Below are 23,880 nucleotides of genomic sequence, written 5' to 3'. Positions count from 1 at the left end.
CCTGCCGAAAACCGCTTGCACTGCGGGGTGATTTCACCGCGCCGGAGCATGCTCCTGGCAGCTTGCAAATTGCCCATTGAACGGCTGCCTGCTAGGATCGCAGGCACTGCCCGGCGCCTTCATGACAGGGCCGCACCTACGACTTTGATCGCGGTTACGTCCCATATGAAGCGTGGTCTACTGGGCCCATAACGAAGCTATTGGGAGAAACGCGTGTCTACAGTCAAACTGACGGTAAACGGCAGGGCGGTTTCGGTCGACGTCGAGGACCGGACCCTCCTCGTGCATCTCTTGCGCGAAAACCTCAACCTCACCGGCACCCATGTCGGCTGCGATACCAGCCAGTGCGGCGCCTGCGTCGTCCATGTCGACGGACGGGCGGTCAAATCCTGCACCATGCTGGCCGGCCAGGCCGCGGGCTCCAATGTCACCACGATCGAAGGCCTCGCCAAGGGCGACGAGCTGCACCCGATGCAGGCGGCGTTCCGCGACAATCACGGCCTGCAGTGCGGCTACTGCACCCCCGGCATGATCATGTCCGCGGTCGATATCGTGCACCGCCATGGCGGCAAGCTCGACGAGGAAACGGTTCGCCACGAGCTCGAAGGCAACATCTGCCGCTGCACCGGCTACCACAACATCGTCAAGGCGGTGCTCGATGCAGCCGGCCGCATGAACGTCGCGCAGGCCGCCGAATAGCCGGCCCACGCAGTACACACGAATCAAGCTCATCACCGCCGGTCTCGATGGAAACGGCGGCAAATCGAATCTCCGTCGGGAGGACTAGACTATGGGTGTTGAAGGAATTGGCGCACGTGTCGTGCGCAAGGAAGATCGCCGGTTCATTACCGGCCAGGGTCGTTACGTCGACGACGTTAAAATGGTCGGCATGAGCTACGCTCACTTCATCCGCAGCCCGCATGCACATGCCAAGGTCAAGGGCATCAACTCCACTGATGCCATGAAGATGCCGGGCGTGATCGCGGTGCTGACCGGACAGCAGATCGTCGACGACAAGGTCGGCAATCTGATCTGCGGCTGGGCCATCACCTCGAAGGACGGCTCGCCGATGAAAATGGGCGCGTGGCCTGCGATGGCGCCGGAGACCGTGCGCTTCGTTGGACAGGCGGTTGCGGTCGTGATCGCCGAGACCAAGAACCAGGCCAAGGACGCGGCCGAAGCCGTCGTCGTTGACTACGAAGAGCTTCCCGCGGTGGCCGACGTCAGGGCCGCGATCAAGTCGGGCGCGCCGCAACTGCATCCCGAAGCCCCCGGCAACATCGTCTATGACTGGCACATCGGCGACGAGGCCGCGGTCGGCGACGCCTTCAGCAAGGCCGCCAACGTGGTGACGCTCGAGCTCACCAACAACCGCCTGGTGCCGAACGCGATGGAGCCGCGCGCGGCGATCGCACAATATGACCAGGCCGAAGAGCACTACACGCTCTACACGACCTCGCAAAATCCGCACGTCGCCCGCCTCGTGCTGTCGGCGTTCTACAATATCGCGCCCGAGCACAAGCTGCGCGTCATCGCGCCCGATGTCGGCGGCGGCTTCGGCTCCAAGATCTACATCTATCCGGAAGAGATGGTGGCGCTGTGGGCCTCGAAGAAGGTCAACCGCCCGGTGAAGTGGACCGGTGACCGCTCGGAGGCCTTCCTCACCGACGCGCATGGCCGCGACCACGTCTCGAAGGCGGAAATGGCGTTCGACAAGGACAACAAGATCCTCGGCCTGCGGGTGAAGACCCACGCCAATTTCGGCGCCTATATGTCGCTGTTCTCCTCGGCAGTTCCGACCTATCTCTACGCGACCCTGCTGTCGGGCCAGTATGTGATCCCCTCGATCTATGCCGAGGTGATCGGCGTCTACACCAACACCACGCCGGTCGACGCCTATCGCGGCGCCGGTCGCCCCGAGGCGAGCTATCTGCTCGAGCGCATGATGGAGACGGCGGCGCGGCAGCTGAAGGTCGATCCGACCGAGCTGCGCAAGAAGAACTTCATCAACGCGTTCCCGTATCAGACGCCTGTGATCATGGCGTATGATGTCGGCGACTTCCACGCCTCGATCGATGCGGCGATGAAGGCGATCGACTATGCCGGCTTCCCGGCCCGCAAGGCCAAGGCGAAAGCCAGTGGCAAGCTGCGCGGCATCGGCGTCTCCTGCTACATCGAGGCCTGCGGCATCGCGCCGTCGAAGGCGGTCGGCAGCCTGGGGGCCGGCGTCGGCCTGTGGGAATCGGCGGAAATCCGCGTCAATCCGGTCGGCACCATCGAGGTGCTCACCGGCTCGCACAGCCACGGCCAGGGCCACGAGACGACGTTCTGCCAGATCATCGCGGAGCGGCTCGGCGTGCCGATCAGCCAGGTCTCGATCGTCCATGGCGACACCGACAAGGTGCAGTTCGGCATGGGCACCTACGGCTCGCGCTCGATCGCGGTCGGCGGTGCGGCGATCGTGAAGGCGATGGAGAAGGTGGAAGCCAAGGCCAAGAAGATCGCGGCGCACGCGCTCGAGGCGTCCGAGAGCGACATCGTGATCGAGAACGGCGAGTTCAAGGTCACCGGCACCGACAAGGCGATCGCGCTGCCGATGGTCGCGCTCGCGGCCTACACCGCGCACAACCTGCCTGACGGCATGGAGCCCGGCCTGAAGGAGACGGCGTTCTACGACCCGACCAACTTCACCTTCCCGGCCGGCGCCTATATCTGCGAGCTCGAGGTCGATCCCGGCACCGGCAAGACCACCTTCGTCGACTTCGTCGCGGCCGACGATTTCGGCCGGCTGATCAACCCGATGATCGTCGAGGGCCAGGTCCATGGCGGCCTTGCGCAGGGCATCGGCCAGGCACTGCTCGAGGGCGCGGTCTATGACGATACCGGTCAGCTCGTGACGGCGTCGTTCATGGATTACACCATGCCGCGCGCCGACGACCTGCCGTCGTTCCAGCTCTCCCACACCACAACGCTGTGTCCGGGCAATCCGCTCGGCGTCAAGGGCTGCGGCGAAGCCGGCGCGATCGGTGCTTCCGCTGCCGTGATCAACGCGATCACGGACGCCATCGGCAACAACAAGCTGGAAATGCCGGCGACGCCCGATCGCGTCTGGCACGCCATTCACGGTTGAGGGAGGAAGAGCCATGTACGAGACAAATTATCACCGTGCTTCCTCGGTCGCCGACGCCGCAGCCACGTTTGCCAAGGGCACGGAATCAAAATTCCTTGCCGGCGGACAAACCCTGCTCCCCGTGATGAAGCAGCGCCTCGCCGCCCCGTCCGACGTGATCGACCTCTCCAAGGTGCAGGAGATGATCGGCATCGAGGTTTCGGGCGACACCGTCACCATCAAGGCAGCGACGCCGCATTACGATGTAGCGCAAAGCGATGCGGTCAAGAAAGCGATCCCCGCGCTTGCCAATCTGGCGTCGATGATCGGCGACCCCGCCGTGCGCTATCGCGGCACGATCGGCGGCTCGCTCGCCAACAACGACCCGGCGGCGGATTATCCGGCGGCGGTGCTGGCGCTCGGCGCAACGATCAAGACCAACAAGCGGTCGATCGCGGCGGATGATTTCTTCAAGGGCCTGTTCACGACGGCACTCGAGGATGGCGAGATCATCACGCAAGTCGCGTTCCCGATCCCGGCCAAGGCGGGTTATGCCAAGTTTCCGAACCCGGCCTCGCGCTTCGCCCTGACTGGCGTGTTCGTCGCCAAGACCAAGTCGGGCGACGTCCGCGTCACCGCGACCGGTGCATCGCAAAGCGGCGTCATGCGGGTGGGGCCGATCGAGCAGGCGCTGAAGGCGAATTGGGCGGCTTCGGCACTCGACAGCGTCACGATCGCGGCAAGCGGCCTGCTCGCCGACATCCACGGCTCGGCGGACTACCGCGCGAATCTGGTGAAGGTGATGGGACAGCGGGCGGTGACTGCCGCCGGCTGATAGCGCCTAAACACAAGTCGAGCGGCGGCGCGCAGCGATGCGCGCCGTTCGCGTTTTACCGGCGCCTCGTTTTACCGGCGCTTCCAGGCAAAAGACGCTTGCCTCATCGCGCGTTCGGCGAGACAATTTAGCTAATCAGCTAATTAAAAATACCGTCCCACGGACGGCTGGGGGAACGCATGACATTCGGCACCAAGCCAGCCGCAAACAGCTCAGCCGCTTAACGCTCCACAACGAACGGATAACAACGTGCTCGATAAACCCGCCTCCCAAACCGCCGCTCGCACCTCGGGCCCGCTCGCCGGCTTCCGCATCGTCGAATTCGCCGGCATCGGCCCCGGCCCGTTCGCCTGCATGCTGCTCGCCGATATGGGTGCCGAGGTCATCACCCTCGATCGGGTCGGTGCGGGGAAGAATTTGAAGGCGGTGGCGACCCGCGGCCGCAAGGTCATCGAGCTCGACCTCAAGAACAAGGCGGCAATCGCTGAAGTGCTCGACCTGCTCAGCCATGCCGATGCGCTGATCGAAGGCTTCCGCCCTGGCGTGATGGAGCGTCTCGGCCTCGGCCCTGACGTCGTGCTCGCGCGCAATCCGAAGCTGGTCTTCGGCCGCATGACCGGCTGGGGCCAGGAAGGCCCGCTGGCGAACGCCGCCGGCCACGACATCAACTACATCTCGATCACCGGCGCACTGGCTGCGATCGGCACCAAGGAGAAGCCGGTGCCGCCGCTCAATCTGGTCGGCGATTTCGGCGGCGGCGCGCTCTATCTCGTGGTCGGCGTGCTCGCAGCGCTGCTGGAAGCACAGAAGTCCGGCAAGGGCCAGGTGGTCGATACCGCGATGTGCGACGGCGCAGCCTCGCTGATGTCGATGTTCTACGACATGCGCGCGCAGGGCCGCTGGAGCGGCGGCCGCGACCAGAACTTCCTGGACGGCGGCGCGCATTTCTACGGCGTCTACGAATGCTCCTGCGGCAACTTCATCTCGATCGGTTCGATCGAACCGCAGTTCTACGCGCTGTTGCGCAAGCATGCCGACCTGACCGACGCCGACTTCGACGCGCAGATGGACCGCAAGGCCTGGCCGGCGCTGAAGGAGAAGCTGACCAAGGTGTTCAAGAGCAAGTCGCGCGCGGACTGGTGCACAATCATGGAAGGCACCGACATCTGCTTCGCGCCGATCCTGACCATGGAAGAGGCTCCGACACATCCGCACATGGCGGCACGCCAGGTGTTCGTCGAGCGCCACGGCGTCACCCAGCCCGCCCCCGCGCCGCGCTTCTCGCGCACGCCGTCCGCGATCCGCGAGCCGGAGCTGGCGAGCATCGGCGACGTGACGAGTGCGTGGAAGGCGGGAAAATAAATCTCGCTGTCGTCCCGGGCAAGCGCAGCGCGACCCGGGACCCATAACCACAGGGCTTCGTTGTTGAACAAGGCTGTGGCTCCAGCTTGCCCTCACACCACGCCCGGTGGTTATGGGTCCCTGCTTTCGCAGGGACGACACCTGTTCATTTTGCGCTAGCGTGGCACTCCTGCGACGGCTTCAAGCCGCGTGATCGACCTTCAACACGCCGCGGCGGATCTGGTCTTCCTCGATCGATTCGAACAGCGCCTTGAAGTTGCCTTCGCCAAAACCGTCGTCGCCCTTGCGCTGGATGAATTCGAAGAAGATCGGCCCGATCGCGTTCGCCGAGAAGATCTGCAGCAGCACCTTGGTCTGGCCGCCGTCGACCACGCCCTCGCCGTCGATCAGGATGCCGTTGGCCTTGAGCCGCGCCAGGTCCTCGCCATGCTGCGGCAGGCGGGCATCGATCCGCTCGAAATAGGTCTCGGGCGGCGACGGCATGAACGGCAGGCCATCCGCGCGCAGCGTCTCGACCGTCGCATAGATATCGCGCGCGCCACAGGCGATGTGCTGGATGCCCTCGCCATGATAAATGTTGAGATATTCCTCGATCTGCCCGGAATCGCCGGCGTCCTCGTTGATCGGAATCCGGATCTTGCCGTCCGGGCTGGTCAGCGCGCGCGAGAACAGCCCCGACGCGCGGCCCTCGATGTCGAAGAAGCGGATCTGGCGGAAGTTGAACAGCTTCGCATAGAAGCCGGTCCAGACATCCATGCGGCCGCGATGGACGTTGTGAGTGAGGTGATCGACGTAATAAAGGCCCGAGCCCGCGGGACGCGGATTCTCCGCCCCGAGCCACTCGAACTCGGCATCATAGGCCGAACCCTTGGCGCCGTAGCGGTCGACGAAATACAGCAGGCTGCCGCCGATGCCCTTGATCGCGGGCACATCGAGCGTCTTCTCCGCGGACGACACATCCGCCGGCTCGGCGCCGAGCGCGATCGCGCGCTCATAGGCGTGCTTCGCATCGACCACACGGAACGCCATCGACGGCGCGCAGGGGCCGTGCGCGGCGACGAAGTTGAAGCCGTGAGTGCCTGGCTCCTCATTGACGAGGTAGTTGATATCGCCCTGGCGATAGACCGTGATGGCCTTGGTCTTGTGGCGGGCGACCGCGACAAAGCCCATCAGCTTGAACAAAGCGTGCAGTTCGCCGGGATTGGGGTGGGCATATTCGACGAACTCGAAACCGTCGGTGCCCATCGGATTCTCGGCGCTGATTTCAGCCGGCGGCGTATCGTGCGGAAACGGACCCATGGCGGTAACTCCCTGATTTGTCTGGAGATCAGTTTCCGTCACTCGTGGCGCAACGTGCGTGCAAAATGGCCCCTGATTTGCTAGAATCACGCACGATCCGTGCATGATATGGACATTTGACGCATGCCTGACGTCGATGCCTTCGACCTTAAAATGCTCGCCGCGCTGCAGGACGACGGCCGGCTGACCAACCAGCAGCTCGCCGACCTGGTCGGGCTCTCCGCCTCGCAATGCTCGCGGCGGCGGATGCGGCTGGAGGAGGAGAAGGTGATTTCCGGCTACCACGCCGACCTCGCCGGCGAGGCGCTCGGCTTCGGCCTGATCGCCTTCATCCACATCACGCTTGCGACCCATTCGCCCGACAACGCCAAGCGGTTTCGCGAGCTGGTCAACCGCGTCGACGACATCCAGGAGGCGTATGCGCTGACCGGCGATGCCGATTACGTGCTGAAGGTGATGCTGCGCGACCTCAAGAGCCTGTCCGACATCGTCAACAACGTGCTGATGCCGCACCAGAGCGTGGCGCATGTGCGCTCGTCGATCGTGCTCGACCGCCTGAAGGAAAGCACCAAGCTGCCGCTGAAGGCGTTACCGACCTGACCTGGCGCAAATCGAGGGAATTCCGTCATTCGCTTTCCCGGCCCGATTTGCGATCATTCGCATGAATCGGCTCGATGCCGCGGCATCGGCGGTGGGCTCCCTCTCCCCTTGTGGGAGAGGTTTGGGGTGAGGGGTTCTCTCCGCCGAGCACACTCCGTCGAGAGACCGCGCCCCCTCACCCGGATCACATTTAGCGATGTGACATAGCCGAAGCCTCGCTTCGGCGTTCCTGGTGACGGCCGCCGAAGGCGGCCTGTGCCTCTCCCACAAGGGGAGAGGTGCAGCGGTGTCCGCGGCATCCAAGAATCAGAGGAAAGCCATGGCGCTGCAGCTGCGACCGAACTGCGAATATTGCGACAAGGACCTGCCACCGAGCGCGCTGGAGGCGCGGATTTGCTCCTATGAATGCACGTTCTGCGCTGACTGCGCCGAGACCAAGCTCGGCAATGTCTGCCCGAACTGCGGCGGCGGCTTTGCGCCACGGCCGATCCGCCCGGCCAAGCCGTGGCGGCCGGGTGTCTGCACCGTGAACCAGCCGCCGTCGGACAAGCGGGTGCATCTGAAATACAGCCTCGAGGACTGTGCGGCGAATACGGCGCGGCTGAGGGATATTAGGCCCGAGGAGCGGTGATCTTTCGTCATTGCGAGCGAAGCGAAGCAATCCATCCTCTCCATGCACGAGCACAGGTGGATTGCTTCGTCGCTTCGCTCCTCGCAATGACGTGGAAACAACTTACTCCGCCGCGACGATCGTGCCTTCAACCTCGCCGAAGCCGACGCGATAGCCGTCGCCCTGGCACCAGCCGCGCATGACCAGCGAGTCGCCGTTCTCCAGGAACGAGCGCGTCACGCCGCTGGCAAGCTCGACCGGCTCGGTGCCGTTCCAGCTGATTTCCAGGAGGCTGCCGCGCTGGTGCTTCTCGGGGCCGGAGATCGTGCCGGACCCCAAGAGATCTCCGACATTCATCGCGCAGCCGCTGGAGGCATGATGCACCAGCTGCTGCACCGACGACCAGTACATGTATTTGAAGTTGGTGCTGCAGATCGTCTTCGCTTCGTTCATCGCACCGGCGCGCAGCGCGACGTCGAGCTGCAAGTCGTAATTGTTCGGCTGGGTCTGCTTCAGATAGGCCAGCGGCTCCGGCTGCTGCGCCGGGCCTGGTATCCGGAACGGCTCCAGCGCTTCGCGCGTCACCACCCACGGGCTGATCGAGGTCGCGAATGCCTTCGCCTGGAACGGGCCGAGCGGCACGTACTCCCATTGCTGGATATCGCGCGCGCTCCAGTCGTTGAGAATGACGAAGCCGAAGATCATCTCTTCGGCCTGCTTCTCGGTGAGCATCTCGCCCATCGGCGACGCCTGCCCCACCACCACGCCCATCTCGAGCTCGAAGTCGAGCCGCTTGCAGGCGCCGAAGCTCGGCACCTCAGCGGTCGGCGGCTTCAGCTGGCCACGCGGCCGCCGCACCTTGGTGCCACTCACCACCACCGTCGAGGCACGGCCGTTGTAGCCGATCGGCATGTGCAGCCAGTTCGGCTGCAACGCATTGTCCTTGCCGCGGAACATGACGCCGACATTGGTGGCGTGCTCCTTCGACGAATAGAAATCGGTGTAGCCCGAAACGGCAAACGGCATGTGCAGCCGGACGTCCGCCATCGGCACCAGCGCCCGGGCCCGCAACTCCCTGTTGTCGCGCAGCTCCGGATGATCGGCGCGCAGCAGCTCGCTGATCCGCGCCCGCGTCGCCGACCACACTTTTGGCCCGAGCGCCATGAAGGCGTTGAGCGACGGCTGCGAGAACACGCCGAGCGGCCCGACATCGAGCCGCGAGTCCTGTTCGAGCTCCCAGAGGTCGAGCACATAGTCGCCGATCGCAACGCCGACGCGCGGCGCAAGGCCGTCCTTCGACGAGAACACGCCGTAGGGCAGGTTCTGGATCGGGAAATCGGAGGTCGGCGCGACGTCGATGAAGGAGCGGAGGGATGGGTCGTTGGGGTGGGTCATGGTGGTTCCGATATGCAATCTGGTGCAACAGCTGATCTTCTTCACCCTCCCCTGGAGGGGGAGGGTCGACGCGAATGAAATGAGCGGCGGGGTGGGGTGACGGTCTATCCGCGAACACACCGCCCGAGTTGAGAGATCACCCCACCCCGTTTCGCATTCCGCTTCGCTGCATGCGAACCGACCCTCCCCCTCCAGGGGAGGGTAAGATTACGGCTTGGTCGGGTCGAACTTCTTCTCGAGCCCCTTCCAGCAATCCGAGTAATCGTCCTGCAGCGTCGACGACGTCGCGGCGTGCTGCGTCACGCGCTGCGGGAAACGGGTCTCGAACATGAAGGCCATCGTGCCGGTCAGCTTCACCGGCTTCAGCTCGCCGTTGCTGGCGTGCTCGAAGGCTTCGCGGTCGGGGCCGTGCGGCAGCATCATGTTGTGCAGCGAGATGCCGCCGGGCACGAAGCCCTGCGGCTTGGCATCGTAGACGCCGTAGATCAGCCCCATGAACTCCGACATGATGTTCATGTGGTACCACGGCGGGCGGAAGGTGTTGTCGGCCACCATCCATCGCTCCGGGAAGATCACGAAGTCGATGTTCGCGGTGCCGGCGGTCTCCGACGGCGAGGTCAGCACCGTGAAGATCGACGGATCGGGATGGTCGAACGCGATCGCGCCGACCGGCGAGAAGGTGCGCAGGTCGTATTTGTAGGGCGCGTAATTGCCGTGCCAGGCGACGACGTCGATCGGCGAATGCGGCAATGTGGTCTTGAACAGCGCGCCGCCCCACTTCACGTAGAGCTCGGTCGGCGTGTCCTTGTCCTCGTAGCTTGCCACCGGCGTCAGGAAGTCGCGCGAATTGGCCAGGCAATTGGCGCCGATCGGACCGCGCTCCGGCAGCGTGAACGCGCCGCCGTAATTCTCGCAGAGATAGCCGCGCGCCGGTCCGTCAGGAATCTCGACGCGGAATTTAACGCCGCGCGGGATCACCACGATCTCACCCGGCTCGGCATCGATGCGGCCGAACTCGGTGACGAGGCGCAGATTGCCCTGCTGCAGCACGAACATCATCTCGCCATCGGCATTGTAGAAATGCTGATCGACCATCGATTTGGTGATGAGATAGATGTGCGCCGCCATGCCGGCTTGGGTATTCGCGTCACCCGCCGTGGTCATGGTCTGCACGCCCTGCAGGAAGGTCATGTCCTGCTTCGGGATCGGTGCCGGGTCCCAGCGCAGCTGCGCGATCGGCATGTCGTATTCGTAACACGGCGCGGTGCGCCACAGCCCGCTATCTGCCTTGGCGAAACGGCCGGAGTGCCGCACCGACGGGCGGATACGATAGAGCCAGGAGCGCTCATTGGTGCCGCGCGGCGCCGTGAACGGCGAGCCCGAAAGCTGCTCGGCATAGAGCCCGTAGGCGCAGCGCTGCGGCGAGTTGCGCCCCATCGGCAGCGCGCCGGGCAGTGCCTCGGTCTCAAAACTGTTGCCGAAGCCGGACATGTAGCCCGGCGTGACTTGCCCCGAGCTGCGAACGATCTGATCAGGCGAGGTATTGATGTTCATCATGATCCTCCTTGCAGGGCGGCCCACATTTCCTGGTCGCGCTTGTCGGTCCAGATCACGGGATCGTCGATCCCGGACGCCTCGTCATAGGCGCGCGAAACGTTGAACGGCAGGCAGTGCTCGTAGATCGCAAACTTCGAGAATTTCGGGTCCATCACCTCGCGCGTCGCTGCCATCGATTCCTTCAAGCTGCGGCCCTTGGCGACGGAGGATTCGGCGGCGCCGTAGAGCGTGGTGACGAAATCGCGGGTCATCGCGATCGCATCGCGTCCGGTCTCGAGGCCCTTCAGCGCATCGCCGCGGCCCGGCGCGATTGCCTTCGGATTGAAGGCGCGGATCTCGTTCAGCGTCATCGGCCATTCGCGCAGATGCGCATCGCCGCAATAGCAGGCCGAGTGATATTCGATGAGGTCGCCGGAGAACATCACCTCGGCGTCCGGCACCCAGGCGACGATATCGCCCGAGGTGTGGCCGGCGCCGAGCTGCATCAGCCGCACCTCGCGCTTGCCGAGATAGATCGACATCTCGCCCTCGAAGGTCAGCGTCGGCCAGGTCAGTCCGGGAATGCTCGCGGCATCCTGGAACAGCCGCGGGAAGCGGCCGTACTCGGAATCCCAGTCCTGCTGGCCGCGCTCCTGGATCAGGCGATAGGTCTCCTGCGAGGCGACGATGCCCTGCGCGTGATAGGCGGAGGCGCCGAGCACGCGCACCGCGTGATAATGCGACAGCACGACGTATTTGATCGGCTTGTCGGTGACGGTCTTGACCCGCTCGATCACCTTGTTGGCCATCGCGGGCGTCGCCTGCGCGTCGAACACCAGGCAGCCGTCCTCGCCGACGATGACGGCGGTGTTGGGATCGCCCTCGGCGGTGAAGGCGTAGAGATCGGTTCCGATCTCGGAGAAGGTCACCTTCTTCTCCGCGAGATCCGTGGTCGATGCGAAACCTTTGGCCATCAGTTCAATCCTGTCCGTTTGATCAGTGCTATTGTTGTTGCTGCTGTTGCTGCTGTTGTTGCTGGCTCGCGTCCAGCGTCCGCCGCTTCGCCAGCGCGATCGCCTCGCGCAGCACGTCGAGATCGCCGATGTGGTTGGCGAGCACCAGCACCAGCGCGGCATCGAGATCGGCGCTCTGCGCCTCGGTAAGGCCGCGATGTGCCTCGACGATGGCGCGAAAGGCGTCGTCGGGCTTTGCAAAATTCGAACTGGTCGACAGCGCCATGACTGCTCCTCAGTTCAGGCCGGCGGCGCGCGCCAGCGCCGCATCGAGTGCCGGCCGCGCCGCATTGCGGAAGCGCGCCGCGACGTAGCCGTCCGGCCGCAGCAGATAGGCGGTGCCGGGCTCGGCATCATAGCGCTTGCCGGCAAGGCCCTGGGCGTCGACCAGCCCGCCCTCGCCTCCGACCCGGATGCTGCCGACGCCGTCAGGCACGTCGACAGCAGCGCCGTTGCCAAACTCCAGCAGCGTGAACCGCGTTCCCTGCCTGATGAAAACATCGGTCAGATAGCTAGAACCGCCGCCCTGCTCGGTTACCGGCGCGTCCAGCATCGAGGCGCCCGGCCGCGGGCCGCCGCGCCAGTCGTCGCGATCGCCGCTCGACAGCGGTGTGTCGTAGACCGACGGCACCGACAGCCGGCCGCCATTGACCATGCGCTTGCCGAACTCGGTATCCTTGGCAAGCGAGAGCACCGCTTCGCGGAGCCGCGCCTCCTGCCGGGTCACCGGCGCCATGAAATCGGTCGAGCGGGTGGACTCGCGGATGTTCTCGTCCGCCGCCGCGCTACGCTCGATGTGATAGGTCTCCAGCAGGCCTTCCGGAGACAGCCGGCGCAACACGCGATCGAGCTTCCACGCCAGATTCTCGGCGTCCTCGAGCCCGGAATTGGCGCCGCGCGCGCCGAACGGCGAGACCTGGTGCGCGGAATCGCCGGCAAAGATCACGCGGCCATGGATGAACTTGGCCATCCGGCGGCACTGGAACTTGTAGAGCGAGATCCATTCGAATTCGAACTTGTCGTGCCCGAGCATGCGTTCGATCCGTGGCCGCACATTCTCCGGCTGCTTCTCGGCCACCGGATCGGCATCCGGATTGAGCTGCAGATCGATCCGCCAGATATCGTCCGGCTGCTTGTGCAGCAGCGCCGAGCGTCCGGCATGGAACGGCGGATCGAACCAGAACCAGCGCTCGGTCGGGAACGCCGCGGTCATCTTGACGTCGGCGATCAGGAACTGGTCCTCGAACACCTGCCCCGCGAAGTCCGCCCCGACCATCTGGCGCAGCGAGGAACGCGCGCCGTCGCAGGCGACGACGAAGGAGGCATGGACCTGATAGGAGCCTTCAGGCGTCGCAATGGTCAGCGCGACGCCGTCGTTGCGGCTTTCCAGCGCGATCACCTTGTTGCGCCAGCGCAGATCGATTTCAGGCAGCTGCTCGACCCGATCGACCAGATAGGCCTCGGCATAGAATTGCTGCAGGTTGATGAAGGCCGGCCGCTTGTGGCCCTCCTCGGGCAGCAAATTGAACTGGTAAAGCTGCGAGGCGCCGTGAAAAATCTTGCCGACGCTCCACACCACGCCCTTCTCGACCATGCGGTCGCCGACCCCGAGGCGGTCCCAGAATTCCAGCGAGCGCTTCGAGAAGCAGATCGCGCGCGAGCCTTCGCCGATCCGGTCGGCATCGTCGAGCAGCACCACGCGCTGGCCGCGCTGCGCGAGGTCGATCGCGAGCGACAATCCCACCGGCCCGGCGCCGACCACCACGACCGGATGCTCGGCGACGTTGGCGCCGGACCGTTCCTGGTCGGGGTGACGGCGATAGCCGAACTGGGTTTTGGCCTGTGCCGTGTTGGCTGCCATTGCTTGACCCTGGATGTTCCCTGGCGCCGGCCCTTGTCTGTGGCACGGACTGCGGCTTGTGTGACCGGCTTGCGACAAGACCTTGCGAGCCGGCCGCGACCTTGCTAAATTAGTCTCACTTGCAACTATCTTAAACTCCCAGTCGGCCCCGCCGTCAACTCAAATTGGAGGAATTTTTGGCCAGGACCTCCGCAAGCCAGCCTCCAGCCCGGCCGCGCAGTGCCGTGGAAGCGGATGCGCGCGACACTATCGCGCCGACCAAGAAGCGTCTCGACCTGTTCCACTTCATGCCGTTCCGCCTGAACCGGCTGGCGGCGGAGGTGTCCTCGGCGCTATCGAGCGAATATCAGGCGCGCTACGGCCTCGACATTCCGGAATGGCGGGTGCTCGCGACGCTGGGTTTCCGCAGCGATCCCTGCAGCGCGCAATACATCGCGCATTGCACCCGCACGCATAAATCAACCATTAGCCGCGCGGTCTCGGCGCTGATGGAGCGCGAAATCGTCGAGCGCGTCGAGAACGCGGACGACCGCCGTGAATTCCGCCTGCGCCTGACGAAGAAGGGCCAGGTACTCTACGAAGAGCTGATCCCGCGCCTGCTGCGCAAGGAGCAGGAGATCCTGTCCTGCCTGTCCGCACAGGAGCGCCGCGATCTCGGACGCCTGCTCGGCAAGGTCGAGACCAGCCTCGAACTGGTGCAGACCAGCGAAGAAGCCGACGCCAAGGACGTGTATTAGCCTCACACTCCGCTGTCGTCATGGCGAAAGCCAGGACCCATACGCCGCGGCCGGTGTTGTGAACGAGACTCGTCGTTCCAGCCAAGCGCAACAAAGGACATTTGTGGTTATGGGTCCTGGCTTTCGCCAGGACGACGGCAGGAGTTGGCTGGCGTCCCAGAACAACACGAGCATAGCTACCAAACCCGTCATCCTGAGGTGCGAGCGGAGCGAGCCTCGAAGGATGCACGGCCATAGTCGGGCCGTCGTGCTTCGAGACGGCCGCTGCGCGGCCTCCTCAGCATGACGGTGATGGGACTACGTGCGCAATGCCGGCGTGAAATATTGCCCTACGCCCGATCGATATGCTTCGCGATCACCGGGAAATAATTATCCTTCGATCCCTTGTCGATCGCTTCCTGCAGCACCGTGCCGATCAGCTCCGCGCCGCGGATCTTGATGCCGGCGTCGGCGGCGAGCTCCAGCGCGTAGGACAGATCCTTCAGCGCATATTCGGTCGAGAACGCACGCTCCGGAAACACGCCCGGCACGATCGCCTTCATGCCGTGGTTGCGCAGCGCAAAGCTGTCGGCCGAGCCCTTCGACAGGGTTTCCAGCAAGAGCTTCGGATCGACGCCATTGCGCTTCGCGACCGCAACCGCCTCGGCCAGCGCGTTCACGGTCTCGAACAGCACCATGTTGTTGAGGATCTTGGTCACCTGCCCCGCGCCGACATCGCCGCAATTGGTGACGTCGGTGGCAAAGCAGCGGATCAAGGGCTCGATCGCGGCATAGAGCGCGGGCACCGCGCCGACCATCACGCTGAGCGTGCCGTCCTGTGCCGCCTGCCGGGTGCGCGCGATCGGCGCGTCGGCCCAGGCCGCGCCCTTGGCCTGCAACTGCCCGGCGAAGTCGCGGGTCTGGCTGACCGAAGACGTGCCGAGATCGACCACGACCTGGCCGCTTCTGATGTTCTTCAAAATGCCGTCGCCCTCGAACACCGCGCGGACATGCCTGGCGCTCGGCAGGCAGAGGAACAGCACATCGCTCTGCTTGATGACGTCAGCGACCGTTTCAGCCACATCGGCGCCGTCGGCGCGTAGCCGTTGCAGCGGCTCAGTCGACAGGTCGAACACGACGACGCGCTTGCCGCTCTTCTTGACCAGGTTGCGGCAAATCGGCTCGCCCATCACGCCGAGACCGATGAATCCGAGAGTCTTGTATTCAGTCATATCGCTTCTTCTTTTGGACGCTTCTTGAGGTGTTGTGGATACGCCTCGCCCGATCGGCGAGGCTATTTCGCGAACGATCGCGATGGCGCCAGATGCAGCGCGAACGCATCGACCTTGTCGCTGGCGCGCGGATAGATCTCGCTGACGATCGGATCGTGACCGGGGATGAAGCGGTCGGGATGACCGGCCAGCCGCTCGACGGTCTCCCAGCCCTGCGCCATGTCGCCGACATTGTAGACGATCGGGAACGGGCTCTTCTTGTGCAGGTTCGCGTAGTAATGCGCGGCGTCCGACGCCAGCACGACCGGGCCGCGCGCGGTCTCGACCCGGACCACCTGCAAGCCATCGGAATGGCCGCCGACGCGATGCACGGTGACGCCGGGCGCGATCTCGCCGTCACCGGAATGGAAGGTGACGCGCTCGCCATAGACGTGGCGGACCATCTGCGTGACGTGTTCAATGGAGAACGGATGGCGCAGCATGCCGTTGCACATGCAGCGGCCGGTCGCATAGCTCATCTCGCGTTCCTGCAGATGGAATTTGGCGTTCGGGAAGCGATCCAGGTTGCCGGCGTGGTCATAATGCAGATGGGTGACGATGACGTCGCGGATCGCATCGGCGCTGACGCCGAAACCGGCCAGCGCATCGACCGGGTTGAGCGTCAGCTTGCGGGCGCGGGCCTTGGCCTCCTCGGCGTTGAAGCCGGTGTCGACCAGAACGTCGCGGCCGTGGCCGCGGATCAGCCAGACGAAATAATCGAGATCCTGCGCCGTGGCGTCATGCGGATCGGGCACCAGGAAGTTGAGGTGAGGCGTGCGCGGCGACATCGTCGCATAGCGCAGGGCGTAGATTTCGTAGGCGTTTCCCATCGGTTTCGCTCTTGTTGGCAGCACGTGTTTTGAACGGGTTGTTCTTGATTGGCTTGGCGTCCCGACCACAAAGCCATCGCCTCGCGCAAAGGTCAAACTGCGCGGAGTGCGACGAGCGCATGACGGGTCAGCTCATGCCACTGTGAGTGCAATCACATTATCGGCCCATAGGAACCGGCACCATGCCGTGTTGGCGATGGCCGCCATGACCGCGTGCTGTTGCACTGCGGTCTCGCTGATATCACTGCAATAAGCGATGGTGCAGCAAGCCGTTGACGGGGGTTTGGCCGTGGTTTGATAATGGATTTTCGCTAGAGTAAGGTCCCCGGGGCGCAGGCCGAAAGCGGCGCCATTTCACTGCAATGCCGCGATCTGGATTTGCTGCGATTATGAAAATCCGCCTTGCCTTGCTCGCCACGCTGATTTTTTCAATCGCGTCGCCCACCCTGTCCGTCGCCGCTGGCGATCGTTTCGCGCTGGTCATCGGCAACGCCAAATATCCCGACGCCGACGCGCCGCTGAAGGAGCCGGTCAACGACGCCCGTGACGTCGCCGACGAGCTCAAGCGTGACGGCTTCACCGTCGAGGTCGGCGAAAACCTGACCGGCGACGGCATGCGCCGCGCCTTCGACCGGCTCTATGGCAAGATCAAGCCCGGCTCGGTCGCGCTGATCTTCTTCTCGGGTTACGGCATCCAGTCGAACCGGCAGAGCTACATGATCCCGATCGACGCCCAGATCTGGGCCGAGGCCGACGTCCGCCGCGACGGCTTCAGCCTCGAGACCGTGCTCGGCGAGATCAACAGCCGCGGCGCCGGGGTGAAGATCGCCCTGGTCGACGCCTCGCGGCGCAACCCGTTCGAGCGCCGCTTCCGCAGCTTCTCGGCCGGGCTCGCCCCGGTGATCGCCCCCAACGGCACGTTGGTGATGTATTCGGCCGCGCTGTCGTCGGTGGTCTCGGACAATGGCAGCGACCGCAGCCTGTTCGTGCGGGAACTGCTGAAGGAGATCCGCACCCCCGACCTGATGGCGGAGGAAACGCTGAACCGCACCCGCGTCGGCGTCACCCGGGCCTCGCGGCAGGAACAGGTGCCGTGGATCTCGTCGTCGCTGGCCGAGGATTTCTCGTTCAGTCCGGGCGGCGCAGCCACTCCAGGCGGCGCAGCCAATCCGAGCGTCGCGCCGGCGCCGTCCAATGCTGCGCCCGCGCCTGCCGCGTCGCCATCGACCGAGGTGGCTACGGCACCGCCGGTTTCCCCACCGCCAGTTCCGCCCGCAGCAACGCCGGTACCGCCCGCGGCGGCCCCGACGCCACCGGCAGCAACGGCACCGGCTCCACCACCAGCGCCGCCGAAGCCATCGGTCGCGACAGCACCGGCCGCACCGCCGCCTGCGCCAAAAGCGCCCGAGATCGCGCTGCCGCCTCCCGCGCCTCCGCCGCCGGTGGTGATCCAGCCCACGCCGGCTCCGAGCAATTCGCCTGTTCTCGCCGATGATCCGACGATCAAGGGCCTGAACGAAAAGCTCGACAAGAACCCGGATGACGCGGCTGCGCTGTATCGCCGCGGCCAGGTCTTTGCCAGCAAGGGCGCCTACGACCTCGCGGTGAAGGATTTTACCAATTCGCTGCGGCTGAACCCGAAGGATGTCGAGGCCTATAACAACCGCTGCTGGGTCCGCACCGTGATCGGCGACCTGCAGGCGGCGCTGAAGGACTGCAACGAGGCGCTGCGGCTGCGCCCGAATTTCGTCGATGCGCTCGACAGCCGCGGGCTGATGAACCTGAAGGGCGGGCAGAACAAGAACGCGATCGCCGATTTCGACGCCGCGCTGAAGATCAACCCGCGGCTGACCTCGTCGCTGTACGGGCGCGGCCTTGCCAAGAAGCGCAACGGCGCGGTCGCGGAAGGCGATCTCGACATCGCCAATGCCAAGGCGATGGACCCGAACATCGTCAAGGAATTCGCCGACTACGGCGTGCAGTGACAAATGAACGAGGCCTGCCCGCGGCTCGAACCACTGATGAAATTGCGCGACTAATCAGAGGGTGCGCGCCGGGCAGCGATGCCCGCGATCAATCCGAACAGTTGTATGGAACCGCGCCGGCCGGCGCAGGAGGGACCGAAATGTTCAAGCCGTCGGCAAAGGCCGCGATGCTTTCAATCGCGACCGTCGGCGCCGTGCTGTCGTTCGGCATGGCGGCCGCCCGCGCTGGTGACGTCACCGAGGATCAAATCATCAAGGCACTGACGCCCGAGAAGAAGCCGCTGACCCGCGGCCTTTCGGCCGGCCCGCAGACCTCGCCCGGGCTGAACGCCGACCAGGCCAAATTCGTGCAAAGCGTCCGTGGCCGCGCCACCCGCTCGCTATCCTCGACTGAGCGCGAGGAAATCGCGACCATCGTCCAGGACAAGCCGAAGATCGATCTCGAGATCAACTTCGATTACAACTCCGCCGACATCAGCGCCAAGTCGCTTCCGTCGGTGCAGGCGCTCGGCCGCGCCCTGACCAATCAGGACCTGAAGGGCTCGACCTTCGTGGTCGCCGGCCACACCGACGCCGCCGGTGGCGAGGACTACAATCAGGGCCTCTCGGAGCGCCGCGCCGACGCCATCAAGCGCTATCTGGTCGACAAATACGGCATCAACGGCACCGATCTCGTCACCGTCGGCTACGGCAAGAGCAAGCTGAAGGACCCGAGCCACCCGATGGCGGACGTCAACCGGCGCGTGCAGGTCGTGAACATGGAAAACAAGGACACCGCCGCCAAGTGATCTAGAGGTGATGGGCGGTGGCGTGGGCCCTTTTTGAGGTTACAATGCGTCCCGCACCCCGGCGGGGCGCATTTGCTTTAGGGCCGAGCCCCAAGGCGGCCCACAGGTGACCCGCCTCACATGACATCAGGGCATGATCCGGAACAATGGACCCCGGCCTTTCCGATGCCGACACAATACGACGGCGAGATAAGACTTCGACGAGCGCCCAAGACAATCACTGTCGATACGCGCCAAGCTCTGGATTGATCAGGCGATGAATTTTTCCCAATACCTCAAGCCTGCGCTCGGCACGGTGGTTTTCCTCGCGCTGGCTGTCGCCTATTACGCGTTCGAGCACCGTTCCCATCCGGAGGAGAAGGAGACGCCGGGCCAGGCGCTGGTCGTGGTGACGAAGTCGACCAATGCCTGCTTCTCCGACATGGTCCGCGTCACCGGCTTCATCGTGCCGCGCCGCGAGGCGCAGGTGAATGTCGACCAGGACGGCTCCAAGGTCACCGACGTGCTGGTCCGCGAGGGTGACATCGTGACCGAGAACCAGGAACTGGTGCGGTTGACCCCGCCGCCACAGCAGGCGGCGCAGGGCAATGCCAAGCCGATCGTGCTGCGCGCGCCGGCTGCCGGCCTGGTCACCGAGGTGCGCACCGCGCCCGGCGCTCCGGCCTCGCCGCAGGCGCCGGCGATGTTCAAGATCTCCGTCAACAACGAGATCGAGCTCGACGCCGAGGTGCCGGGCTTCCAGCTGCTGAAGCTCAATCCCGGCGCCAATGTCCGGATCAGCCGCGACGACGCGCCCGATATCGTCGGCAAGGTCCGCCAGATCTCACCGCAGATCGACCGCGCCACCCAGCTCGGGCACGTCCGCATCACCATCAACAACAATCCGACGCTGAAGGTCGGCATGTTCGCGCGCGCCAATATCGACGCCAAGCGCTCCTGCGGCGTCGCGGTGCCGCGCACCGCGATCGACCGCTTGACCCTGCAGGTCGTGAAGGGCAACACCGTCGAGACCCGCAGGGTGCGCGTCGGGCTGACCTCCGACACCTCGACCGAAATCCTTGAAGGCCTCGACGTCGGCGAAATCGTCGTGGCCGATGCTGGCACCTCGCTGCATGACGGCGACCAGATCAAGACCATGTTCGCCGACGAACTCGATCGCACGCGATCACGCTAATTCGGGCACGCTAATGGCTTTGAACATCTCGGCATGGTCGATCCGGAACCCGCTTCCCTCGATCGTCTTCTCGATCATCCTGCTGGTGCTTGGCTGGGTCTCCTTCACCAAGCTCGCCGTGACGCGGCTGCCGAGCGCCGACATTCCGGTGATCTCGGTCGCGGTCTCGCAATTCGGCGCCGCGCCCTCGGAACTTGAGTCGCAGGTCACCAAGACCATCGAGGACGGCGTCTCCGGCGTCGAGGGCGTGCGCCACATCTCCTCCTCGATCACCGACGGCCTGTCGGTGACCACGATCCAGTTCGCGCTGGAGACCAACACCGACCGCGCGCTCAACGACGTCAAGGACGCGGTGACGCGGGTGCGCGCCAACCTGCCGCAGAACGTCACCGAGCCGTTGATCCAGCGCGTCGACGTGATCGGCCTGCCGATCGTGACCTATGCGGCGATCTCGCCCGGCAAGACGCCGGAGCAGCTCTCATATTTTGTCGACGACGTGGTCAAGCGCGCGTTGCAGGGTGTGCGCGGCGTCGCCCAGGTCGAGCGCATCGGCGGTGTCGAGCGCGAGATCCTGGTCTCGCTCGATCCCGACAAGCTGCAGGCGGTGGGGCTCACCGCGGTCAATGTCAGCCAGATCCTGCGCGGCACCAATGTCGACGTTGCCGGCGGCCGCGCCGAGATCGGCAAGAACGACCAGGCGATCCGAACGCTGGCCGGCGCCAAGACGCTGAACGAGCTCGCAGGCACGATGATTCCGCTGTTCGGCGGCGGCGAGATCCGGCTCGACGATCTCGGCACCGTCACCGACACCATCGCCGACCGGCGCACCTTCGCCCGCTTCAACGGCGAGCCGGTGGTGGCGCTCGGCATCAAGCGCTCCAAGGGCGCCAGCGACGTCGTCGTCGCGGCCGCGGTGCAGAAGCGGATCGACGCCCTGAAAGTTGCCTATCCCGACGTCGACCTCAAGCTGATCGACACCTCGGTCGAATTCACCAAAGGCAATTACGAGGCCGCGATCTCGACCCTGTTCGAGGGCGCGATCCTCGCCGTCATCATCGTGCTGCTGTTCCTGCGCGACATGCGCGCCACCATCATCGCGGCGGTCTCGCTGCCGCTGTCGATCTTCCCGGCATTCTGGGCGATGGACCTGCTCGGCTTCTCGCTCAACCTGGTCTCCTTCCTCGCCATCACGCTATCGACCGGCATCCTGGTCGACGACGCCATCGTCGAGATCGAGAACATCGTCCGCCACATGCGGATGGGCAAGACGCCCTACCGGGCCGCGCTCGAGGCCGCCGACGAGATCGGCCTCGCGGTGATCGCGATCTCGCTCACCATCATCGCGATCTTCGCGCCGGCGAGCTTCATGTCCGGGATCGCCGGACAGTTCTTCAAGCAGTTCGGCATCACCGTGTCGGTGCAGGTGTTCTTCTCGCTGCTCGCCGCGCGCTTCGTGACGCCGATGCTGGCCGCCTATTTCCTCAAGCATCATGACCACGACGACCCGCCGCCCGGCCGCATCCTGCGCAGCTATCACGGCCTCGTCACTTGGTCGGTGAAGCACCATTACATCACCGTGCTGATCGGCTTTGCGGTGTTCGCCGCGTCGATCTGGAGCATCACGCTGCTGCCGCAGGGCTTCCTGCCGGCGCAGGACACCGCGCGCTCGCTGCTCGCGATGGAGCTGCCGCCCGGCTCGCAGCTGGCCTATACCGAGAAGGTCACCGAGGAGATCGTGGCGCGCCTGCGCAAGCGGCCCGAGGTGCGCAGCGTGTTCGTCGACGGCGGCCGCGTGCCGCCGGGCATCCAGGAAGTGCGCCGCGCCGCGCTGATCATCAATTACACGCCGAAGGCAGACCGCAGGATCACCCAGCGCGAGCTGGAGCTGTCGATCGGCAAGGAGCTCGATAACGTCCCGGACATCAGGTTCTGGTTCCTCGACGAGAACGGCCTGCGCGCCATCTCGCTGGTCGTCACCGGCACCGACAGCAACATCGTCAACAACGTCGCCAGCGAGCTGGCGACGCAGATGAAGCGGATCCCGATCATCGCCAACGTGATCTCGGAGACCGCGCTCGACCGGCCCGAGCTGCGCATCCGTCCGCGCGCCGAGCTCGCGGCGCGGCTCGGCGTCTCGACCGAAAGCCTGTCGCAGACCATCCGCGTCGCCACTATCGGCGACGTCGGCCCGGCGCTGGCGAAATTCGACGCCGGCGACCGTCAGGTGCCGATCCGCGTCCAGCTCGAGGACAATGCGCGCAGCGATTTGCAGATGCTGGAGCAGCTGCGGGTGCCGCTCGGCGCGCGTGGCGAGCGCGGCGGCGTGCCGCTCTCCGTCGTCGCCGACATCCAGCTCGACCAGGGCCCGACCAGCATCAACCGCTACGACCGCGAGCGGCAGGCCACCGTCGCGGCCGACCTCGTCGGCAATGCCGCGCTCGGCGACGCCACCAAGTTGATCTACGACCTGCCGGTCATGAAGAGCCTGCCGAAGGGCGTGAGGGTCAGCCCGTCCGGCGACGCCGAGAGCCTCGCCGAGCTGTCCGACGGCTTCGCCACCGCGATCACCGCCGGCCTGATGATGGTCTATGCCGTGCTGGTGCTGCTGTTCGGCACCTTCCTGCAGCCGATCACCATCCTGTTCTCGCTGCCGCTCTCGATCGGCGGCGCGATCGGTGCGCTGCTGCTGACTGGCAAGCAGCTCACCACCCCGGTGTGGATCGGCATCCTGATGCTGATGGGCATCGTCACCAAGAACGCCATCATGCTGGTGGAATTCGCGGTGGAGGCGATCCGCAACGGCAAGGCGCGCGAGGAAGCCATGATCGACGCCGGCATGAAGCGCGCCCGCCCGATCGTGATGACCACGATCGCGATGGCCGCCGGCATGATGCCGTCGGCCCTTGCATTTGGCGCCGGCGGCGAATTCCGTTCGCCGATGGCGCTCGCGGTGATCGGCGGCCTGATCTTCTCGACCGTGCTGTCGCTGGTGTTCGTGCCGGCGATGTTCATGGTGATGGACGATATCGGCAACCTGATCTGGCGCTTCGGCAAGCGGCTCGTGATCTCGCATGCCGACCACGAGCTGACCCCGAGCGAGCACCAGACCGACCAGACCAAGCGGCCGCCCGGCCCGCCGAGCGTGATCTCGCCTGCGGCGGAGTGAGCTGGGGGCGCGGCGCGCCAGCGCACGATGAAGGGGTGCCCACCAAAATATCGAAAACAACCCCATGCACAGTAGCCGGCAGCTGCCGGCGTTCGACACGGCAGCTTGACTCGTCGGGCAACTCAGGGGTAATTTTCCATTATTCCGAAATTATGATGCGACCCTGCGGCTCCCCCAACGGGTCGTCCCTGCGAAAGCAGGGACCCATACTCCGCGGCGGACCTTATTGAAGGGACTCGTCGTTCCAGCATCGCCCAGCAATCGGCATGCGTGGTTATGGGTCCCTGCTTTCGCAGGGACGACGATGAGGAAGGATCTCGATTCAAGGCG

The 23,880-nt window shown here is 64.9% G+C and carries 19 protein-coding genes; 11 read left to right on the top strand and 8 right to left on the bottom strand.

The window, feature by feature from the left end; genetic code table 11:
- Positions 1-213 precede the first annotated feature (213 nt).
- The 4 genes from AAFG07_RS01765 to AAFG07_RS01750 all read left to right on the top strand — a co-directional run bounded on the left by AAFG07_RS01765 (position 214) and on the right by AAFG07_RS01750 (position 5,306).
- Entirely contained in the window at positions 214-699 is a 486-nt protein-coding gene (locus AAFG07_RS01765) for a (2Fe-2S)-binding protein (protein ID WP_342725739.1), read from the top strand.
- Between the two features lie 91 nt (positions 700-790).
- Complete coding sequence (locus AAFG07_RS01760; protein ID WP_342725738.1) at positions 791-3,130, top strand: xanthine dehydrogenase family protein molybdopterin-binding subunit; 2,340 nt, start codon at positions 791-793, stop codon at positions 3,128-3,130.
- Positions 3,131-3,143: 13 nt separating this feature from the next.
- Positions 3,144-3,944, top strand: a complete 801-nt coding sequence (locus AAFG07_RS01755; RefSeq protein ID WP_342725737.1) for a xanthine dehydrogenase family protein subunit M — start codon at positions 3,144-3,146, stop codon at positions 3,942-3,944.
- A gap of 249 nt (positions 3,945-4,193) precedes the next feature.
- Positions 4,194-5,306 (top strand): CaiB/BaiF CoA-transferase family protein, encoded by a 1,113-nt coding sequence (locus tag AAFG07_RS01750; protein WP_342725736.1) that lies wholly within the window; start codon positions 4,194-4,196, stop codon positions 5,304-5,306.
- Between the two features lie 180 nt (positions 5,307-5,486).
- Here AAFG07_RS01750 and hppD read toward each other — a convergent pair whose 3' ends face one another.
- Positions 5,487-6,605, bottom strand: a complete 1,119-nt coding sequence (gene hppD / locus AAFG07_RS01745) for a 4-hydroxyphenylpyruvate dioxygenase (protein ID WP_342725735.1) — start codon at positions 6,603-6,605, stop codon at positions 5,487-5,489.
- A gap of 123 nt (positions 6,606-6,728) precedes the next feature.
- Here hppD and AAFG07_RS01740 point away from each other — a divergent pair, with 123 nt between their 5' ends.
- Together AAFG07_RS01740 and AAFG07_RS01735 are read left to right on the top strand one after the other, a co-directional pair.
- Positions 6,729-7,205: an Lrp/AsnC family transcriptional regulator gene (locus AAFG07_RS01740; protein ID WP_207833878.1), complete on the top strand. Its 477-nt coding sequence runs from the start codon at positions 6,729-6,731 to the stop codon at positions 7,203-7,205.
- A 319-nt stretch (positions 7,206-7,524) separates the two neighbouring features.
- On the top strand, positions 7,525-7,836 hold the full coding sequence (locus AAFG07_RS01735) for a DUF1272 domain-containing protein (protein WP_342725734.1): 312 nt from the start codon (positions 7,525-7,527) through the stop codon (positions 7,834-7,836).
- Between the two features lie 102 nt (positions 7,837-7,938).
- Here AAFG07_RS01735 and fahA read toward each other — a convergent pair whose 3' ends face one another.
- The 5 genes from fahA to AAFG07_RS01710 form a co-directional block, all read right to left on the bottom strand.
- A complete protein-coding gene (fahA, locus tag AAFG07_RS01730; protein ID WP_342725733.1) occupies positions 7,939-9,210 on the bottom strand; it encodes a fumarylacetoacetase in 1,272 nt (423 codons plus the stop codon).
- A gap of 207 nt (positions 9,211-9,417) precedes the next feature.
- Positions 9,418-10,764 (bottom strand): homogentisate 1,2-dioxygenase, encoded by a 1,347-nt coding sequence (hmgA, locus tag AAFG07_RS01725; RefSeq protein ID WP_342725732.1) that lies wholly within the window; start codon positions 10,762-10,764, stop codon positions 9,418-9,420.
- Positions 10,764-11,720 (bottom strand): MBL fold metallo-hydrolase, encoded by a 957-nt coding sequence (locus AAFG07_RS01720; RefSeq protein WP_173639538.1) that lies wholly within the window; start codon positions 11,718-11,720, stop codon positions 10,764-10,766. Before AAFG07_RS01720 ends, hmgA begins: the two co-directional genes overlap by 1 nt.
- Before the next feature lie 28 nt (positions 11,721-11,748).
- Complete coding sequence (locus tag AAFG07_RS01715; RefSeq protein ID WP_342725731.1) at positions 11,749-11,985, bottom strand: DUF2783 domain-containing protein; 237 nt, start codon at positions 11,983-11,985, stop codon at positions 11,749-11,751.
- A gap of 9 nt (positions 11,986-11,994) precedes the next feature.
- Positions 11,995-13,620 (bottom strand): FAD-dependent oxidoreductase, encoded by a 1,626-nt coding sequence (locus tag AAFG07_RS01710; RefSeq protein WP_342725730.1) that lies wholly within the window; start codon positions 13,618-13,620, stop codon positions 11,995-11,997.
- A gap of 287 nt (positions 13,621-13,907) precedes the next feature.
- Between AAFG07_RS01710 and AAFG07_RS01705 the strand changes: the two genes are divergently transcribed.
- On the top strand, positions 13,908-14,357 hold the full coding sequence (locus AAFG07_RS01705; RefSeq protein ID WP_342729425.1) for a MarR family transcriptional regulator: 450 nt from the start codon (positions 13,908-13,910) through the stop codon (positions 14,355-14,357).
- 329 nt (positions 14,358-14,686) lie between these two features.
- Here AAFG07_RS01705 and AAFG07_RS01700 read toward each other — a convergent pair whose 3' ends face one another.
- Both AAFG07_RS01700 and AAFG07_RS01695 read right to left on the bottom strand, forming a co-directional pair.
- The gene (locus AAFG07_RS01700) at positions 14,687-15,568 is read right to left on the bottom strand and encodes an NAD(P)-dependent oxidoreductase (protein WP_342725729.1); all 882 of its coding nucleotides are present in this window, start codon (positions 15,566-15,568) and stop codon (positions 14,687-14,689) included.
- Positions 15,569-15,630: 62 nt separating this feature from the next.
- A complete protein-coding gene (locus AAFG07_RS01695) occupies positions 15,631-16,437 on the bottom strand; it encodes an N-acyl homoserine lactonase family protein (protein ID WP_342725728.1) in 807 nt (268 codons plus the stop codon).
- Between the two features lie 389 nt (positions 16,438-16,826).
- Here AAFG07_RS01695 and AAFG07_RS01690 point away from each other — a divergent pair, with 389 nt between their 5' ends.
- The 4 genes from AAFG07_RS01690 to AAFG07_RS01675 all read left to right on the top strand — a co-directional run bounded on the left by AAFG07_RS01690 (position 16,827) and on the right by AAFG07_RS01675 (position 23,550).
- Entirely contained in the window at positions 16,827-18,422 is a 1,596-nt protein-coding gene (locus tag AAFG07_RS01690) for a caspase family protein (RefSeq protein WP_342725727.1), read from the top strand.
- A gap of 140 nt (positions 18,423-18,562) precedes the next feature.
- Positions 18,563-19,210 carry an OmpA family protein gene (locus AAFG07_RS01685; protein ID WP_342725726.1) on the top strand — a complete coding sequence of 216 codons (648 nt, stop codon included), beginning with the start codon at positions 18,563-18,565 and terminating at the stop codon, positions 19,208-19,210.
- Positions 19,211-19,466: 256 nt separating this feature from the next.
- On the top strand, positions 19,467-20,384 hold the full coding sequence (locus AAFG07_RS01680) for an efflux RND transporter periplasmic adaptor subunit (RefSeq protein ID WP_342725725.1): 918 nt from the start codon (positions 19,467-19,469) through the stop codon (positions 20,382-20,384).
- A gap of 13 nt (positions 20,385-20,397) precedes the next feature.
- Positions 20,398-23,550 (top strand): efflux RND transporter permease subunit, encoded by a 3,153-nt coding sequence (locus tag AAFG07_RS01675; RefSeq protein ID WP_342725724.1) that lies wholly within the window; start codon positions 20,398-20,400, stop codon positions 23,548-23,550.
- Positions 23,551-23,880 lie beyond the last annotated feature (330 nt).

It is taken from the genome of Bradyrhizobium sp. B097 (assembly GCF_038957035.1).
Classification (GTDB): Bacteria; Pseudomonadota; Alphaproteobacteria; order Rhizobiales; family Xanthobacteraceae; genus Bradyrhizobium.
Note: the sequence above shows the minus strand (reverse complement) of the source record. Positions and strands in the feature narration are given on the sequence as shown.

Excerpts from the sequence above, each read along its gene's own strand:
- AAFG07_RS01760 (WP_342725738.1), top strand. The coding sequence starts at position 791 with ATGGGTGTTGAAGGAATTGGCGCACGTGTCGTGCGCAAGGAAGATCGC.
- AAFG07_RS01755 (WP_342725737.1), top strand. The coding sequence starts at position 3,144 with ATGTACGAGACAAATTATCACCGTGCTTCCTCGGTCGCCGACGCCGCA.
- hppD (WP_342725735.1), bottom strand. The coding sequence starts at position 6,605 with ATGGGTCCGTTTCCGCACGATACGCCGCCGGCTGAAATCAGCGCCGAG.
- AAFG07_RS01740 (WP_207833878.1), top strand. The coding sequence starts at position 6,729 with ATGCCTGACGTCGATGCCTTCGACCTTAAAATGCTCGCCGCGCTGCAG.
- AAFG07_RS01735 (WP_342725734.1), top strand. The coding sequence starts at position 7,525 with ATGGCGCTGCAGCTGCGACCGAACTGCGAATATTGCGACAAGGACCTG.
- fahA (WP_342725733.1), bottom strand. The coding sequence starts at position 9,210 with ATGACCCACCCCAACGACCCATCCCTCCGCTCCTTCATCGACGTCGCG.
- hmgA (WP_342725732.1), bottom strand. The coding sequence starts at position 10,764 with ATGAACATCAATACCTCGCCTGATCAGATCGTTCGCAGCTCGGGGCAA.
- AAFG07_RS01720 (WP_173639538.1), bottom strand. The coding sequence starts at position 11,720 with ATGGCCAAAGGTTTCGCATCGACCACGGATCTCGCGGAGAAGAAGGTG.
- AAFG07_RS01715 (WP_342725731.1), bottom strand. The coding sequence starts at position 11,985 with ATGGCGCTGTCGACCAGTTCGAATTTTGCAAAGCCCGACGACGCCTTT.
- AAFG07_RS01710 (WP_342725730.1), bottom strand. The coding sequence starts at position 13,620 with ATGGCAGCCAACACGGCACAGGCCAAAACCCAGTTCGGCTATCGCCGT.
- AAFG07_RS01705 (WP_342729425.1), top strand. The coding sequence starts at position 13,908 with ATGCCGTTCCGCCTGAACCGGCTGGCGGCGGAGGTGTCCTCGGCGCTA.
- AAFG07_RS01700 (WP_342725729.1), bottom strand. The coding sequence starts at position 15,568 with ATGACTGAATACAAGACTCTCGGATTCATCGGTCTCGGCGTGATGGGC.
- AAFG07_RS01695 (WP_342725728.1), bottom strand. The coding sequence starts at position 16,437 with ATGGGAAACGCCTACGAAATCTACGCCCTGCGCTATGCGACGATGTCG.
- AAFG07_RS01690 (WP_342725727.1), top strand. The coding sequence starts at position 16,827 with ATGAAAATCCGCCTTGCCTTGCTCGCCACGCTGATTTTTTCAATCGCG.
- AAFG07_RS01685 (WP_342725726.1), top strand. The coding sequence starts at position 18,563 with ATGTTCAAGCCGTCGGCAAAGGCCGCGATGCTTTCAATCGCGACCGTC.
- AAFG07_RS01680 (WP_342725725.1), top strand. The coding sequence starts at position 19,467 with ATGAATTTTTCCCAATACCTCAAGCCTGCGCTCGGCACGGTGGTTTTC.
- AAFG07_RS01675 (WP_342725724.1), top strand. The coding sequence starts at position 20,398 with ATGGCTTTGAACATCTCGGCATGGTCGATCCGGAACCCGCTTCCCTCG.